This window comes from Rhodococcus sp. 7Tela_A2 (assembly GCF_049311045.1).
In the GTDB taxonomy this organism is placed as follows: Bacteria; Actinomycetota; Actinomycetes; order Mycobacteriales; family Mycobacteriaceae; genus Rhodococcus.
Genome location: NZ_JAXION010000055.1, coordinates 1 through 16667 on the forward strand (window position 1 = coordinate 1; position 16667 = coordinate 16667).

At 67.4% G+C, this 16667-nt stretch carries 13 protein-coding genes; 5 read left to right on the plus strand and 8 right to left on the minus strand.

From position 1 onward, the window contains the following. Positions 1 to 68: 68 nt before the first annotated feature. Positions 69 to 794, minus strand: a complete 726-nt coding sequence (gene lexA, locus TVH25_RS12040) for a transcriptional repressor LexA (RefSeq protein WP_296551193.1) — start codon at positions 792 to 794, stop codon at positions 69 to 71. 372 nt (positions 795 to 1166) lie between these two features. Here lexA and TVH25_RS12045 point away from each other — a divergent pair, with 372 nt between their 5' ends. Then, a complete protein-coding gene (locus tag TVH25_RS12045; protein WP_378528724.1) occupies positions 1167 to 1598 on the plus strand; it encodes a hypothetical protein in 432 nt (143 codons plus the stop codon). A gap of 197 nt (positions 1599 to 1795) precedes the next feature. Further along, entirely contained in the window at positions 1796 to 2266 is a 471-nt protein-coding gene (nrdR, locus tag TVH25_RS12050; protein ID WP_296551190.1) for a transcriptional regulator NrdR, read from the plus strand. Positions 2267 to 2287: 21 nt separating this feature from the next. On the opposite strand, the gene hrpA is transcribed toward nrdR, so the two are convergent. Next, positions 2288 to 6181 (minus strand): ATP-dependent RNA helicase HrpA, encoded by a 3894-nt coding sequence (gene hrpA / locus TVH25_RS12055; protein WP_422424263.1) that lies wholly within the window; start codon positions 6179 to 6181, stop codon positions 2288 to 2290. Positions 6182 to 6318: 137 nt separating this feature from the next. Between hrpA and TVH25_RS12060 the strand changes: the two genes are divergently transcribed. Beyond that, complete coding sequence (locus TVH25_RS12060; protein ID WP_296551188.1) at positions 6319 to 7581, plus strand: aspartate aminotransferase family protein; 1263 nt, start codon at positions 6319 to 6321, stop codon at positions 7579 to 7581. Between the two features lie 374 nt (positions 7582 to 7955). Continuing rightward, a complete protein-coding gene (locus tag TVH25_RS12065; RefSeq protein ID WP_169620656.1) occupies positions 7956 to 8678 on the plus strand; it encodes a hypothetical protein in 723 nt (240 codons plus the stop codon). Positions 8679 to 8750: 72 nt separating this feature from the next. Here the strand turns inward: TVH25_RS12065 and TVH25_RS12070 are convergent, their stop codons facing one another. Next, positions 8751 to 9284, minus strand: coding sequence for a carboxymuconolactone decarboxylase family protein (locus TVH25_RS12070; protein ID WP_169652381.1), 534 nt, complete (start codon positions 9282 to 9284; stop codon positions 8751 to 8753). Further along, on the minus strand, positions 9281 to 9871 hold the full coding sequence (locus tag TVH25_RS12075; protein ID WP_169620658.1) for a peroxiredoxin: 591 nt from the start codon (positions 9869 to 9871) through the stop codon (positions 9281 to 9283). Before TVH25_RS12075 ends, TVH25_RS12070 begins: the two co-directional genes overlap by 4 nt. Before the next feature lie 174 nt (positions 9872 to 10045). Between TVH25_RS12075 and TVH25_RS12080 the strand changes: the two genes are divergently transcribed. Beyond that, positions 10046 to 10975, plus strand: coding sequence for a hydrogen peroxide-inducible genes activator (locus tag TVH25_RS12080; RefSeq protein ID WP_169620659.1), 930 nt, complete (start codon positions 10046 to 10048; stop codon positions 10973 to 10975). 7 nt (positions 10976 to 10982) lie between these two features. Here TVH25_RS12080 and TVH25_RS12085 read toward each other — a convergent pair whose 3' ends face one another. The 4 genes from TVH25_RS12085 to TVH25_RS12100 form a co-directional block, all read right to left on the minus strand. Then, entirely contained in the window at positions 10983 to 11762 is a 780-nt protein-coding gene (locus TVH25_RS12085) for a LysR family substrate-binding domain-containing protein (protein ID WP_422424265.1), read from the minus strand. A 38-nt stretch (positions 11763 to 11800) separates the two neighbouring features. Beyond that, positions 11801 to 14305, minus strand: a complete 2505-nt coding sequence (locus TVH25_RS12090; RefSeq protein ID WP_422424267.1) for a DEAD/DEAH box helicase — start codon at positions 14303 to 14305, stop codon at positions 11801 to 11803. A gap of 76 nt (positions 14306 to 14381) precedes the next feature. Next, positions 14382 to 15419, minus strand: a complete 1038-nt coding sequence (locus tag TVH25_RS12095) for an alpha/beta fold hydrolase (protein ID WP_169620662.1) — start codon at positions 15417 to 15419, stop codon at positions 14382 to 14384. Positions 15420 to 15610: 191 nt separating this feature from the next. After that, positions 15611 to 16555, minus strand: coding sequence for a proteasome assembly chaperone family protein (locus TVH25_RS12100; RefSeq protein WP_296551182.1), 945 nt, complete (start codon positions 16553 to 16555; stop codon positions 15611 to 15613). Positions 16556 to 16667: the final 112 nt, after the last annotated feature.

Below are 16667 nucleotides of genomic sequence, written 5' to 3' on the forward strand. Positions count from 1 at the left end.
GCCGGGGGGGGGGGGGCCCCCCACATGGGGCCCGCCCCCGGGGCCTCGTCATGTCCGGGAACAGACGTTCAGATCTTGCGGATGACCGTGACGACCTTGCCGAGAATGACGGCGTCGTTGCCCGGAATGGGCTCGAACATGGGATTGTGCGGCATGAGCCACACGTCGTTCTTCACGCGCTTGAAAGTCTTGACGGTGGCTTCGCCGTCGAGCATGGCCGCGACGATGTCGCCGTTGTCGGCGACGTTCTGCTGCCGCACGACCACCCAGTCCCCGTCGCAGATCGCCGCGTCGACCATGGACTGACCCACGACCTTGAGCAGGAACAGCGAACCCTGCCCGACGAGTTCGCGGGGGAGCGGGAAGATGTCTTCCACCGACTCCTCTGCGAGGATGGGGCCGCCGGCGGCGATCCGCCCGACCACCGGCACCATCGCGGCCGAGGCCATGAGATCGGGGTCGGAGGTCGCGACGATCGTCGTGGCAGAGCCTGTCTCGGCAGGAGCCGTCACCGAGCCGTTGTCGTCGAGTCCGCGGATGTCGACGGCCCGCGGACGGTTGGCGTCACGCCGCAGGAATCCCTTGCGCTCGAGTGTGCGCAACTGGTGCGCCACCGAGGAGGTGGAGTTGAGTCCGACGGCGTCGCCGATCTCCCGGATGCTGGGGGGATACCCGCGAACCGTGAGCGAGTCCCGGATCACCTCGAGGACGCGGCGCTGGCGCTCGGTGAGGCCGGGTGTCGTGTCGTCGGCCGCCTTCCGGCTCCGGCCTGCCGCGGAGTTGCCGTCCGCCATGGTCGTGACCTCCGTGGGTCGAGTGTCGGATGCGATTGGTGTTACCTACCGAATCTATCGACATCGCCCGCGTATATCAAACACCTGTTCGAGATTCATGCGGCGAACGGGTGACGTGCGTCGCGCCCTGTGATAGAAATTCGAACAGACTTTCGTTCGAACGGATGATCGAATACCCTCACGGTATCGAACGTATGATCGACAAGGCGAACGCACACGGAGGTTCCGATGGGTGCAACAGCGGTTCGGCGGAATGCGGCGCACAGTCGAGCGGGGGGTGTGGTGCCGCCGGCACATCCTCGTACGGGTCAACCTGCACGGAACGGCACGCGACAACCGGCACGGAACCGCACGCGACAGCCGTCACGGCTCATGTCCCGTGCGACACCAGGAGGTGCCGGTGCCTTGTGGGCGGGAGACGAGCGTGTCCGGTCCGGTCGTGCGCCGCAGGTGGATCCGCTCTTCCGGCGCACCCGGATCGTGGCGGCGCGTCCGTCGCAGCGAGCGGTATCCGACGGCGTCACGTGGCGGCAGATGATCGCCGTGGTGCTGTTCAGCGCGATCGCCACCGGCGCGCTGCTCACGGTCGCGCACGTTCGGACGAGCCAGGTGACGGCGGGCGCGGGCTCGGCAGTCGTGACGGAGGTACGCGACGGGGAGACGCCTGCTGCGCTGGCTGTGCGGGTCGATCCGGACGCTCCGGTCGATCTCACGCTCGCTCGGATCGCGGAGATGAACGACCTCGACGCGGGGGACCTGACCTCGGGCCATCGACTCCTGGTGCCCGCGCCGGACCGGGGGTGATTCCGGTGGCGACGCCGTCCGGCGACCCGCCTCACCCGGCCGAACCGGACATGCGGGTATTGTCGTGGACTGTCAGTCACACCACCCCGTGTGGTCGCGTCGGCATCACTGCACCCGAGGGTGGTAGCGATTCCGCCAGGACGGCTTCGGTTCCACGCCGGCGTCGCGGCCCTCACGGCAGCGACGAAGGAACCCACATGCACTGCCCGTATTGCCGCCATCCCGATTCTCGGGTGGTCGATTCGCGCGAGGCAGACGAGGGTGCCGCGATCCGTCGCCGCCGGGCATGCCCCGAATGCGGCCGCCGTTTCACCACCGTCGAGACCGCCGTTCTGTCGGTGGTCAAGCGCAGCGGGGTCACCGAGCCCTTCAGCCGCGAAAAGGTCGTCCGAGGTGTCGCCCGCGCATGTCAGGGGCGCGACGTCGACAACGATGCGCTCAACAAACTGGCTCAGCAGGTCGAAGACACGATCCGTGCCAAGGGCTCGCCCGAGGTGCCCAGTCACGAGGTCGGACTGGCGATCCTCGGCCCGTTGCGCGATCTCGACGAGGTCGCCTATCTGCGTTTCGCGTCGGTATATCGGTCCTTCAGTTCGGCAGAGGATTTCGAGCGCGAGATCACGGAACTTCGTCAGCACCAGACCCAGCGCGTTCCCGAAGCCGACTGAGCGCGGGGTCTGCGCTTCCGCTCAGCGGACGGCGTCGATCGCTTTGAGGACCCGCTTCTCGGACACCGGGATTCGGGTACCCAGGCCCTGTGCGAACAGGCTCACGCGCAACTCTTCGATCATCCAGTAGATATCGACGACGTCGGGCGCCGTTCGGCGTCCTTCGGGAAGCCGTGCCAGCAGCCGGTCGTACGCGGAGTACACGCGGTCCAGGACGTCCATGCCCTGCGCGTCGCGTGGGGAACCACCGGGCAGCGCATCGAGGCGCTGCACCGCTGCCGTCAGATAGCGGGGCAGTTCCGCGAGGCGGCGCGAACCCAGGTCGGTCACGAATCCGGGGAAGACCAGTGAGGACAACTGTTCTCGTACGTCGTCCGCGGCCTCACCGCGGACCCGCTCGAGTGCGACGCTGACCTCGTGTGCGCCCGAGAGGACCGGGACCACTGCGCGGAGCAGACGGGCGACCGCACCGGGAAGACGGCTACGAACCGTTTTCGCGAGTTCCTCGAACTCGGCCGGTGTGCGTACCGGCGTGCCGTGCGCAGCGATCATCTCGTCCACCGCACACGCCCGGCAGTCCTCGACCAGGGCGTCGAACGACCCGTCGGGGTTTCGGCCGAGGGCGAGGCGCTCGGCGTTGGTGAGGCCGGAGGTGATGGCTTTCGACTTCGTCGGTGCGGTCGCGAGGAGCAGCGTCCGCAGTCCGAGTCGGGTCGCGGCAGCCTGGGCCGACGCGGTGCTCAGGACTCGGACCGCCACGCCCGAACCCTCCGCCACGAGCGCCGGGTAACCGGTGACCTGCTGGCCTCCGACACTGCGGGTGACGGTCGGCTCGAGCGTGCCGAGGGTCTCCGCGGTCCAGACCACTGCGGGCGCGCGTTCGGTGCCCGACGCGGCACGGGACACCTCTGCATCGACCCGGGTGGACAATCGAGTCCGAAGTTCGGTCAGGCTCTTGCTGCGCGCCAGAACCGTGCCCTTCTCGTCCACCGCCGCAAAAGTCATGCGGAGGTGGTCGGGGAGAGCCGCAAGGTCGAAGTCGCCCGGTTCGATACGGCAGTTGCCGAGCCGGGAGCATTCACGCGCGACCGCATTGACGAGCGGTTCGGAACGGGGAGTCACCGACGCGAGCACCGCGGCCGCATAGTCGGGTGCGGGAACAACCTGCCGCCGAAGAGGTTTCGGCAGCGTCTTGATCAGTGCTGTGACGAGGTCCTGCCGCATCCCGGGAACGAGCCAGTCGAAGCCGACCGGGCGGACGTTGGCGAGCAGTGCGACCGGAATCCGCGCTGTCACACCGTCGTTCTCGGTGCCCGGCTCGAATTGGTAGGTGAGCGGGAATTGCATCTCCCCTTGACGCCAGGCGTCGGGGTAGTCCCCTTCGAGGACCGCGGCGGCATCCTGGTTGACGACGGTTTCAGGGGTGAACGTCAGCAGGTCGGGCTGGGAGTGCCGGGTTTTCTTCCACCACGTGTCGAAGTGCCGGGCGGAGACGACGTCCGGACCGACCCGCTCGTCGTAGAACTCGAAGAGCGTGTCGTCGTCGACGACGATGTCGCGCCGGCGCGCGCGGTGCTCGAGTTCTTCGACGTCCTCGAGCAGTGCCCGGTTGGCGTGGAAGAACTTGTGGCGCGTCCGCCACTCACCCTGGACGAGTGCGTGGCGGATGAACAACTCGCGCGAGACCTCGGGATCGATCCGTCCGTACTGCACGGGCCGTTGGGCGACGAGGGGAATGCCGTAGAGGGTGACGCGCTCGTACGCCATCGCGGACTCGTGCTTGATGGACCAGTGCGGCTCGGAGTACGTCCGCTTGATCAGATGCGGAGCGAGTTTTTCGACCCATTCCGGTTCGACGCGCGCGACCATCCGTGCCCACAGCCGCGATGTTTCCACCAGTTCTGCGGCCATCACCCACCGCGGGGGTTTCTTGAACAGGGACGAGCCGGGGAAGATCGCGAAGTGCGCACCGCGGGCGCCCAGGTAATCGCGCTTGTCGCCTTCGCGGAGGCCGACGTGCGAGAGCAGGCCCGCAAGGAGCGAGCGGTGGATCGCCTCGTCGCTCACGGTCCGGTGATGTGTCTCCCAGCCGAGCGAGACGGTGATCTGGCGCAGTTGCCCTTGCAGATCCTGCCATTCACGGATGCGCAGCCAATGCAGGAACTCGTCGCGGCACATTCTCCGGAAGCGGCTGGAGGACAGCTCGTTCCGTTGTTCTTTCAGGTAATCCCACAGGCGGAGGAAGGCGAGGAAATCCGAGCCCTCCACGGCGAAGCGGGCGTGCTTCTCGTCGGCCGCCTGCTGGAACTCCGAGGGTCGCTCCCGCACGTCCTGGATCGACAGCGCCGAGACGATGATGAGGATCTCGCGCAGACATCCGTTGCGATGGCCCTCGACGATCATCCGAGCCATCCGCGGATCCACCGGAAGCCGGGCGATTTCACGTCCTGTCGCGGTCAGCCGCGGAGATTCCCCGGCCTTGGCCGGTTCGAGCGCTCCGAGTTCTTCGAGCAGCGCGATACCGTCGCGGATCGCACGCGGATCGGGTGGTTCGACGAAGGGGAACGAACCGATGTCGCCGAGACCGAGTGCGGTCATCTGCAACACGACCGAGGCCAGGTTCGTGCGGAGGATCTCCGGCTCGGTGAACTCGGGACGACTCTCGAAGTCGTCCTCCGAGTAGAGCCGGATACAGATTCCGTCGGCGACACGTCCGCATCGGCCCGCGCGCTGGCGAGCGGAGGCCTGGGAAATTTCCTCGATCGGGAGACGCTGCACCTTGGTGCGCACCGAGTAACGGGAGATGCGCGCCGTACCCGGATCGACGACGTAGCGGATACCCGGCACCGTCAGTGACGTCTCCGCGACGTTGGTCGACAGGACTACCCGGCGGCCGGTGTGGGAGGAGAACACGCGGTGCTGTTCGGCGGCGGAGAGCCTGCCGTACAACGGGAGGATCTCGGTGTTGCGGAGTTTGCGGTCGTGCAGCGCGTCGGCGGTATCCCGGATCTCGCGTTCGCCGGAGAGGAAGACCAGGATGTCGCCGTCCCCGGCCGACTGGAGTTCCTCGACTGCCTCGCACACCGCGTCGACGGGATCGCGGTCGACGAGCTGGTCGCCGATCTCCACGGTGAGCGGCCGGTAGCGCACCTCCACCGGATAGGTCCGGCCGGACACCTCGACGATCGGCGCCGGCGTTCCGTCCGCATCGGCGAAATGCCGGGCGAAACGTTCGGGATCGATGGTGGCCGAGGTGATGATCACCTTCAGGTCGGGCCGTCGCGGCAGCAACTGCCGGAGATATCCCAGCAGGAAATCGATGTTGAGGCTGCGTTCGTGCGCCTCGTCGATGATGAGGGTGTCGTATTGGCGCAGCATGCGGTCGCGCTGGATCTCGGCAAGCAGAATGCCGTCGGTCATCAGCTTGACCAGTGTCGACCCGGACACCTCGTCGGTGAAGCGCACGGTGTAGCCGACGGTGTCGCCCACTTCCGAGCCGAGTTCCTCGGCGAGCCGCTCGGCCACCGCGCGGGCTGCGATCCGGCGGGGCTGGGTGTGGCCGACGAGACCGCGAACCCCGCGACCGAGCTCGAGACAGATCTTGGGAATCTGGGTGGTTTTCCCCGATCCCGTCTCACCCGCGACCACCACGACCTGGTGGTCGCGGATCGCCGCGGCGATGTCGTCCTTGCGCTGGGAAACGGGCAGGTCCTCGGGATACGTGATCGCCGGGACCGCGGCGGCACGGTCGGCGAGACGCCCGCGGGCGCGCTCGATCTCGGCGGCGATGCCGGCGAGTGCGTCCTCGCCACGTGCGCGGTCGAGACGGCGGCGGAGGCGGTGTTCGTCGCGGAGCGACACGTCGGCGAGCGCCGACTTCAGGTCGCGGCGGTTCGGGGCAGGGGAGATGGACATGCTGAGTACACAGCCTAGCGAAACGCCCGGGCCCGAGGCTCGCGGAGGCCTGCGCCGAACCGGAAACCGGGGACCGGCTCGAGGGAACACGGTGCCGGGCCGGGGCGTGTGCGCCCCGACCGAGGTCGCCGCATACGATGACCGGCGTCAATCTTGGTCGTGGACAGGAGCTGGTCGTGGGCGCGTTGTGGCACGGATTTGCCGATATGGGCGTGGTCGAGCGTGACGGCGCATTCGTCGTGGCCCGTGGTGAGGGCGCCTACATCTGGGACGACGCGGGCACCCGCTACCTGGATGCGACGGCAGGGTTGTGGTTCACCAACGTCGGGCACGGGCGCACCGAGATCGCGACGGCTGTCGCGGACCAGATCGGGAAGCTGGCCCACTACTCGAACTTCGGTGACCTGACCTCCGAGCCGACCGTCGAACTCGCCGAACGCCTCGCGACGATCGCTCCGGTTCCGGGCAGCAAGATCTTCTTCACCTCCGGCGGCTCCGATTCGGTGGACACGGCCGCGAAACTGGCGCGACGCTATTGGCAGGAGGTCGGCAAACCCACGAAGACGCTGCTCGTCGGACGGGAGAAGGCCTACCACGGCATGCACGTCGGCGGCACCTCGCTGGCGGGTATCCCGGTGAACGGCGACGGATACGGCCGGCTGTGGGACGACACCGCGACAGTGACCTGGGACGACGCGAAAGCACTGCTCGCGCTGATCGAGAAGGTCGGTGCCGACACGATCGCGGCGTTCTTCTGCGAGCCGATCATCGGCGCGGGTGGGGTGTACCTGCCGCCGGACGGCTACCTCGCCGAGATCCGCGACATCTGCCGTGAGCACGACATCCTGTTCGTCGTCGACGAGGTCGTCACCGGCTTCGGCCGGATCGGTGGCTCGTGGTTCGCCTCCTCCCGGTTCGATCTGCAGCCGGACATGGTCACGACCGCGAAGGGACTGACGTCCGGTTACCTTCCGATGGGTGCGGTGTTCATCGCTCCCCGGGTGGCCGAGCCCTTCTTTGCGGGCGGCGTGTGGTGGCGTCACGGCTACACGTACGGCGGCCACGCCGCCGCCGCTGCGGCCGCTCTGGCGAACCTCGACATCCTCGAGCGCGAGAATCTGCTCGCCGAGTCGGCGCGCCTCGAGAAGACGCTGCACGAGACCCTGGCTCCGCTCGCCGACCATCCTCGCGTCGCGGAGGTCCGCAGCGGACTGGGAGCCGTCGCAGCGGTGCAGCTCACCGACCCGGCAGAGGCGCCGGAATTCGTGAAACAGCTCCGTGCGCACGGCATCTCGGGGCGGGCGGCAGGACAGGGCGCGTTGCAGATCTCGCCGTCGTTCGTCATGACCGACGAGCAGGTCCGCGACCTCGCGGACGGATTCGCCGCAGCGCTGGGCTGACCGCTCAGCCGCGATCCCGGATCCGCCGAAGCACACGGCGGATGCGGGCCGGTGCGCCCGCGGGGACCTGGGTGAGCGGGAGGTCGCCGCGGGGGGGCGGGGGGCCGGGGCGCCCGGGGGGACCGGGGGGCGGGGGAGGTCGCCGCGGCCGTCCTGCTGCGCGACGGCCCGCGCATACCGTTCGTGGAGGCGCGAGCGCACCTCGTCGGGGGTGTAACTGCGGCGCTTGCGTTCCGCACGCAGAGTCACCGCTCCGGTCGCGGCGACGCCCACGACTCCGGCCAAGCCGAGAAGCTTCCACCACTGTCTGCCGCGAAGTGCCATGCCCCCGACCCTAGCGTCGTGCGCACGCGCGGCGTGGAAGGCTGTCGGGTATGCCCACGTACCCGGCTCGGTCGCAGATCACCCTCGACGACGCGGTGTCCATCGCCCGCACCGGCGATCTCTGGATCTTCCGCGGCAGCAGCGGTGCGGATCGCGCGATCCAAGCCCTCACCAACGCTCCGGTCAATCACGTCGGGATGGCGGTCGTGCTCGACGACCTGCCGCCGTTGATGTGGCACGCGGAACTCGGGAAAACCTTGCCCGACATGTGGACCGGCCGCCACCAGCGCGGCGTGCAGTTGCACGACCTGCGCAGTGCGGTGCAGGTCTGGAGCGCCCGCTACGGGCAGCGTGCATGGCTGCGGCAGATCTCCGTGCCGGTGAGCACCGAGCAGGAGGACCAGTTGCTCCGAACGGTCGCCCGGCTCGACGGCACTCCGTTCCCGTCCACCGCCAAGCTGACGGGCCGCTGGTTCGCCGGCCGGCTCCCGCTGAGCCGGAAGACGGCACGAGACCGGGTGCCCGGGGGAGGCGGTCTCGAAAGTGCTTACTGCGCAGAGGTGGTGGCGGTGACGATGGAAGAAATGGGGCTGCTCGAGCAACGGCGGCGCGGCAGCAACTGGTACGACCCGGGCCGGTTCTGGAGTGGGGACCGGCTTCCCCTCGCGCCCGGCGTGGACTTCGGCGGCGAGATCGAGGTTCTGCTCGACGACGAGGATCTCGCCACGGGGCGGGCGCTCGGCGGCACCGCGAGCGCTGCGCCTCCCGAATGACCGCGGCACCGGGGACGGCGCAAAAAAGGACCCCTCCGAGGAGGGGTCCTTTTCAGCGAACGGAAGGGCGGATCAAACGCCGGCGAGAAGCTCGGCGGTGGTGATCGCCTGGGCGACACCCTGCAGGGTTGCCGCGATCTTGACGGCCTCCCAGACCTGTTCCTTGGTGAGGCCCTCCTTGCGGACGACGTTGTCGTGCGCAGCAGTGCAATCGTGGCAGCCGTTGATCGTGGAGACCGCGAGCGACCACAGTTCGAAGTCGGACTTCTCGACGCCGGGGTTGCCGATGATGTTCATCCGCAGACCCATCCGCACCTGGGCGTAGTCGTCACCGAGGAAACCCTTGGCTCGGTAGGCGACGTTGTTCATGCCCATGATGGACGCGGCACCGAGGGCGGCGTTGTACGCCTCCGCGGACAGCACGTCGGCAGCTTCTTCGGAGATCTCCTTGAGCACGGTCGGCGACTTGGTCGCGGCCGCGGCGGCGAGGAACGTGCCCCACAGCTGCTGCTCGTTGAGTTCCGTCGAACGCGCAAGGGAGCCGAGGTTGAGCTTGAGGTCCTTGGCGTACTCCGGCAGAGCGTTCTTCAGGTTCTCGACACTCACTGCAGCGCCGCCTTGACGAGCTCACCCGCATTGAGGGTCGGGTCGTTCTTCTTCCAGTTGCATGCGCACAGCTCGTCGGACTGCAGAGCGTCGAGGACACGGAGGACCTCGTCGACGTTGCGGCCCACGGAACCGGCGGTGACGGAGACGAACTGGATCTCGTTGTTCGGGTCCACGATGAACGTCGCGCGGTCGGCGACGCCGTCCTTGTTCAGAACACCGGTGGCCGAGACGAGCTCACGGTTGAGGTCCGACAGCATCGGGAACGGGAGGGTCTTGAGATCCTCGTGCTGTGCGCGCCACTGGAAGTGGACGAACTCGTTGTCGACGGAAGCGCCGAGCACCTGTGCGTCACGATCGGCGAACTCGTCGTTCAGCTTGCCGAACGCGGCGATCTCGGTCGGGCACACGAAGGTGAAGTCCTTGGGCCAGAAGAAGATGATCTTCCACTTACCGGCGTAGTCGTCGCTGGTGATGGTGGTGAAGTAGTCATCGGGCTGGGTGGCGTCGACCTGGGTCAGGTCTCCGCCGACGAGGGCCTTCAGGTTGAAAGCGGGGAACTGATCGCCAATGGTCAGCAGTGCCATTCTCGGTCCTCTCGATAAGTCGTGAACAAGCGAGTCGATCACGCGCTTCCGCGCCGGTCGGCACGGAATCATGCGTTACCGGACGATCCTGTCGGACCGTTCTCCGGTATGAAAACCATCTTGCCGGAAACCTTTCAAAAGGTAAAGGTGATTGGTGGCACTAGACTGATAGGCGTGTCCGATCAGAGTTATCAACCCACCCTGTCGCAGCTGCGTGCCTTCGTGGCAGTCGCGAAGTATCGCCATTTCGGTACTGCGGCTACGAGATTGAATGTGAGCCAGCCCACTCTTTCTCAGGCGTTGGCGGCCCTCGAGAACGGTCTCGGGGTCCACCTGATCGAGCGCAGTACCCGTCGCGTGCTGGTGACTCCGGCGGGCGCGCGATTGTTGCCGCAGGCGCAGGTGATCCTCGACGCGGCCGACGGTTTCGTCGCCGCGGCCGCCGGCGCCTCCGACGGATTGTCCGGCCCGCTCCGTCTGGGGTTCATACCCACGGTCGCCCCCTACGTGCTGCCGGATCTGCTTCCCGCGCTCGGTGTGACGATGCCCAACCTGGTGCTCCACGTCGTCGAGGACCAGACCGCGCGGCTGCTCGGAGCGCTGCGGGCGGGGACACTCGACGCTGCGGTGGTGGCGCTGCCCTCCGACATCTCCGGGGTGGTCGAAATGCCGTTGTATTCCGAGGACTTCGTGCTCGTCGTGCCCAAGGGGCACGAGCTGGCCGGTCGTACGGACGTGCCGCTCTCCGCTCTCGACAACGCCCCCTTGCTGCTGCTCGACGAGGGGCACTGCCTGCGTGACCAGACACTCGATCTGTGCCGGTCCGTCGACGCCCGGCCGGTGGCCGGCGACACCCGCGCGACATCCCTCGCGACCGTCGTGCGGTGCGTTGCGGGGGGGCTGGGGATCACGCTCGTTCCCGCGTCGTCGATTCCGGTCGAGACGGCGCGCGGAGATCTTGCGATGGCATACTTCGCATCTCCCGCGCCGAGCCGCACCGTCGGGCTGGTCGTCCGGTCGTCCACCGCCCGCGCGGCCGACTATCGGGCGCTGGCCGATCTCATCAGGATGCAACTGCCTCCGCAGGTCCGTCCCATCGCCTGAGTGCGCGTCAGCCGCGTCCCTTGCGGGGCCGGCCCGAACCCTTGGGCCGGGTGGCTTTGCCGCCTCGTGCCTTGGGCTTCTTGTCGCCGACGACGCGCCGCGGCTGGGATCCTTGTCGTTCCCCGCGCCGAGGACCCTTGCGGTCCTTGGTGTTCTCCGCGGGAGTTTCCGAATCCTGTTGCCGTCCCCGGGAACTGTTGGCGGTGCGGCCGCGGACGATACCGACGAACGTGTCGACGAGATCGGTGGTGTTCTCGGTCATCCACACGAGCCCGACCTGCGATGCGGGCGCATCGGTGACGGGCCGGTAGGTGAGGTCCTTGCGATGGTGGAGGCGGGCGAGCGACTGAGGAGTGACGAGCACACCGACCTCGGAGGCCACGTGGGAGATCGCGGTCTCCGTGTCGGCGGGTCGCTCGAACGCCTCTTCGCCGGGGAAGGTGGCCCAGTCCAGCACGTCGTCGAGCGGGTGCAGCACCGTTTCGTCGGCGAGATCGGCGACGGAGACGGAGTCGACCGCGGCGATCGCATGTTCTTTCGGAACGACCACCACGGAGGCCTCGGTGTAGAGGTTGATCACCGACAGTCCGTCCCGCTCGAGGGGCAGGCGCAGCAGAGCGATGTCCGCGGTTCCGTCCCGCAGGGGGCCTGCGCCCGCCGTCGGTTCCACGGGGACGAGTTCGATCGGGACGTCCGGCATACGTTCGATCCACACCCGGACCCACTTGGTGGGGGTGACCCCAGGGACATAGGCCAGCCGGAACGCCTGCGCGGACTCTTCGTTCACCTGGTCAGGTTACCGGTACGGCGCGTGCCCGAACCGCGTCAGCCCTCTGCCACCTCGAACTCGTCGAACACCACCTCGCCTGCCGCATCCGACTCCGCGAGGTTGACCTCGGCGAGCAGTGCCCATCCGTGGTCGCCCTGAGGATCGTGCAGCGTTTGGCGGACCCGCCACACGTCGGTGTCCATCTCCACCGAGAAGAGTTGCGGCCCACGGGCGTCGGGTCCGGTACCGATCTCGGAGTACTCCTCGAAGTACAACTCGAGGAGGTCCTCCCAGTCCTCCGCATCCAGACCGTCACCGAGCTGGGCGAGGTCGTACCAACGGCGGCGCGCCGCGAGTTCCACGCGCTTGAACATCGCATTGCGGACCATGACCTTGAAGGCACGCGTGTTCGCGGACAGCGGCCGCGGAACGTCGGCCCCGAACGCGACCTGCTGGTCGTCCGATTCGACACCCGGGTTCGTCAGCGATTCCCATTCGTCGAGCAGGGACGAATCGACCTGCCGGATGAGCTCACCGAGCCACTCGATGATGTCCTCGAGTTCCTCGGTGCGCGCCACGTCCGGCACCGTCTGGCGCAGCGCGCGGTAGGCGTCGGCGAGGTACCGCAGCACGAGCCCTTCCGATCGCGCGAGACCGTAGTGGCTCACCAATTCGGAGAAGGTCATCGCGCGCTCGATCATGTCGCGCACCACCGATTTCGGGGACAACGGCGTCTCCGACACCCAGGGATGGCCCCCGCGATAGGTCTCGAACGCCGGATCGAGCAGCTCGGCGAGCGGCTTCGGCCAGGTGACCTCCTCCAGCAACTCCATGCGCTCGTCGTACTCGATACCGTCGGCCTTCATCTGGGCCACGGCTTCCCCGCGTGCCGCGTGTTGCTGCGCCATGAGGATCTGCCGGGGATCGTCGAGCGTCGATTCGATCACCGAGACGACATCGAGGGCGTAGCCGGGAGCATCGATGTCGAGCAGTTCGATCGCGGCCAGTGCGAAGGGCGACAACGGCTGGTTCAGCGCGAAATCGCGCTGGAGATCGACCGTCAACCGGGACCTGCGGCCGTATTCGTCGGGTTCGTCGAGTTGCTGGACCACACCGGCCTGGAGCAGACCCCGGTAGAGGGAGATCGCCTTGAGGATGTGCTTGCGCTGCGCGGGCCGGGGTTCGTGATTGTCCTCGAGCAGATGCCGCATGGCGTCGAAACAGTTGCCGGGCCGCGCGATCACGTTGAGCAGCATCGAGTTGCTCACGGCGAACCGCGACTGCATCGGTTCCGGCGACGCGACGATGAGCTTGTCGAACGTGCCCTCACCCCACGAGACGAACCCCTCCGGCGCCTTCTTCCGCTGCACCTTGCGGCGCTTCTTCGGGTCCTCGCCAGCCTTCGCGAGGGCCCGGACGTTCTCGATCTCGTGCTCGGGCGCCTGCACGACGACCGTGCCCATGGTGTCGTACCCGGCCCGGCCGGCGCGGCCCGCGATCTGGTGGAATTCACGCGCCTTGAGCTGCCGCGTGCGGGTGCCGTCGTACTTGGTCAGACCGGTGAGCAGCACCGTGCGGATCGGAACGTTGATTCCGACACCCAGCGTGTCGGTTCCGCAGATCACCTTCAAAAGACCGTCCTGCGCGAGCTTTTCGATCAATCTCCGGTACTTGGGCAGCATTCCCGCGTGGTGGACGCCGATGCCGTGCCGCACGAGCCGGGACAGGGTCTTGCCGAATCCCGTCGAGAACCGGAATTCGCCGAGTGCGGCCGCGATCGCCTCCTTCTCGGCTTTCGTGCACATGTTGACGCTGGTCAGTGCCTGGGCACGCTCGAGTGCGGCGGCCTGGGTGAAGTGGACGACGTACACCGGTGCCTGGTGAGTGGTGACCAGCTCTTCGATCGCTTCACCGATGGGGGCCTGCGAATACGAGAAGGTCAGGGGCACCGGTCGCTCGGTCCCCGAGACCTCGACGGTCGGGCGCCCGGTGCGACGAGTGAGGTCCTTCTGGAGGAACGACACGTCCCCGAGGGTCGCGGACATGAGCAGGAACTGCGCGTGAGGCAGTTCGATGAGGGGCACCTGCCAGGCCCATCCACGGTCGGGGTCGGAGTAGAAATGGAACTCGTCCATGACCACCTGGCCGATGTCCGAGTCCGGGCCTTCGCGCAGTGCGAGGTTGGCGACGATCTCCGCGGTCGCGCAGATGATCGGGGCGGTCGGGTTCACCGAGGCGTCGCCGGTCATCATCCCGACCCGGTCGGCTCCGAAGACCTCGCACAATGCGAAGAACTTCTCGCTGACGAGCGCCTTGATCGGTGCGGTGTAGAACGTGCGCTTGCCGGCCGCGAGGGCGAAGAAATGGGCTCCGATCGCCACCATCGATTTGCCCGACCCCGTGGGCGTCGCGAGGATCACGTGCGAACCGCCCACGAGTTCCATCAGCGCTTCCTCCTGCGCCGGGTAGAGCGACAGTCCCCGATCCGTCGTCCAGGAGGTGAAGGCGTCGAAGAGGGTGTCGTCGTCGACGGGGTCGGGTATCAGATCGGGAAGCAGCACTGCTCCAGGCTAGTCGCCCGGTGGCGAGGGCCTTTCCGCGCTGCCGTTCCGTCGCGGCAGCGGACCGCGAGGCCTGCTACGTGGCGCTGCGCTCGTCGGACTCCATCACGTCGAGCACGGCCATGCGGGTGGCCGGGCCGCCGGTGATGCGCGATTCGCTCACCCCGGAGACGAGGAGCTTCCGCCAGCTCTCCTCGTCGAACTGCAGGGGCGCGGTGTTGTCGAGGAAGTTCTCCACGACCCGGAGGAAACGCAGGGGATCGTCCCGGAACGGGAAGTGGCCGGCGCCGCGGAACACTTCGAGCCGGGAACCGGGCATCGCGGAATGCGCGAGGTAAGCGTGCCCCACCGGAATGACGCTGTCGCGGTCGCCCCAGATCAGCTGCACCGGCAGATCCTCGGTGAGGTAACTGCGGTCGAGCATGGTCACCACCTGGCCACGCCAGTCGACAACCGCCCGCAGGGTCCGCAGATAGGCCTGGCACGCCGTCGGATCCGGAAGTTCGCCGAGGATACGTACCAGGTCGGAGGCGTCGTGCAGGAGTGCGCCGGGCTTGAGCGGCGACTTGTTGAGCTGGCCCAGCGCGGAGCCGGCGAGCCTCATCGCCGGCATCGCACCCGGTATGCGCAGGAGCTTGAGCACCTCGCTGACGACGGGTACCGACACCATGCGCAGGACAGGGTGGACATCCTTGGTGACGCCGCCCGACGACACGAGCACGAGTCGCTCGACCCTGCCCGGGAACTGGTACGCGAACTGCATCGCGACTCCGCCGCCGAGGGAGTGGCCGACGACCGTGACCTTGTCGATCCCGAGCACCGACAGCAGGTCACGCATGCCGTTGGCATACGCGGCGACGGAGTAGTCGGCTCGCGGCTTGTCCGATCGGCCGTGGCCGAGCAGATCGGGGGCGATCACGGTGTACTTCTCGGCGAGGTGCGGAATCACGTCCGTCCACGTCGACGAGTTGTCACCGATACCGTGGATGAGCAGCAGCGCAGGCCCGCTGCCGGCCATCCGGAACGCGCGCCGGTAGCCGTGGATCGTGCGGAAGACCATGCGCGGTTCCTTGTCGGGAACCGGGCGGAGCTTCCTCGGACGCGCTGTGGTCATCACCGTCTCCTGCCGACGTGGGGAGGCACCTACGTACGGCCGGTTTCTCGACCTGACGGTAATCGCCGCCCGGAGTCACTCTTGCATGCCGCGAGAGCGTACCGAGTGTATGTGACGCGATGGGCGACGATCGTAACGGTCATGAAACGTCCCACCGTGGACCCGCCGCGTCGTGACGCGCCCCGTTCCGCTCAGAGCGACTGATCGGTATCGTCGTCGCCGCGCTGGTCGTATTCCGCGAGGAAGCGCTCGAATTCCGCCCCGAGTTCCTCGCCGGTCGGCAGATTCTCGTCGGTCGGCAGGGGAGAGGTCTGCTGTTCCTGCGCGGCCACGTAGCTGTCGTACTGCCGTTCGAGGGCCTGCACCACCGCCTGTACTTCCTCGTTGCCCTCGATGTGCTCGTCGATCTGCTCACGGACCCGTGCCGCGGCCTCGTCGAGTGCCTGCAGCGGAATGTCGAGATCGCCGATCTCCGCCACGTGGGTGAGAAGCGTCTCGGCGGCCGCCGGGTAGTCGGTCTGTGCCAGGTAGTGCGGCACGTGCACGGAGAATCCCACCGACTCGTGTCCGTGCTGCGCCATGCGGAGCTCGAGCAGCGACGACGCCCCCGCCGGAATCTGCAACTCACCGGACCAGCGGTGGTGGCCGGCGATGAGGTCCTTGTTCGTGGAGTGGGCGGTAACCGAGAGCGGCCTGGTGTGCGGTGTCGCCATCGGGATGGAGTTGAGGCCGATCGTGCGCCGCACGCCGAACTGCTCGGCGAGCAGGCGCACCGCGGTGATGAACCGCTCCCATTTGAGATCCGGTTCGCTACCCGCAAGCAGCAGGAACGGAGTTCCCGCATTGTCGATGAGGGCGTACAGGTTCAGCTCGGGGGCCGCATAGTCGGAGAAATGGTCCGACTTGAAGGTCATCAGCGGTCGCCGGGAGCGGTAGTCGATGAGGTCGTCGACCGCGAACGACGCCACGAGTTCGGTCTCGAGCGTCTCCCTCAGATGCGTGGTGGCGAGCCGGACCGAATGTCCGGCGTCCGCGAACCCTTCGAGGCCGTGAACGAGAACCGGACCCTGCCCGTCGGTGGTCATGAGTTGTGGAGCCGGGAACTCCAGCTCGTACATCCGGGACTGCTCGTCCATTGGGGAACCACTCCGATCACACTGCGCCGTCGTAGCCTTCCCGCCGGTGCAGCACCGGCGTGGCATGGTGGTGTCCGAGTCTAATTGAAGCGGCGGTGGCGATTTCCCGGGT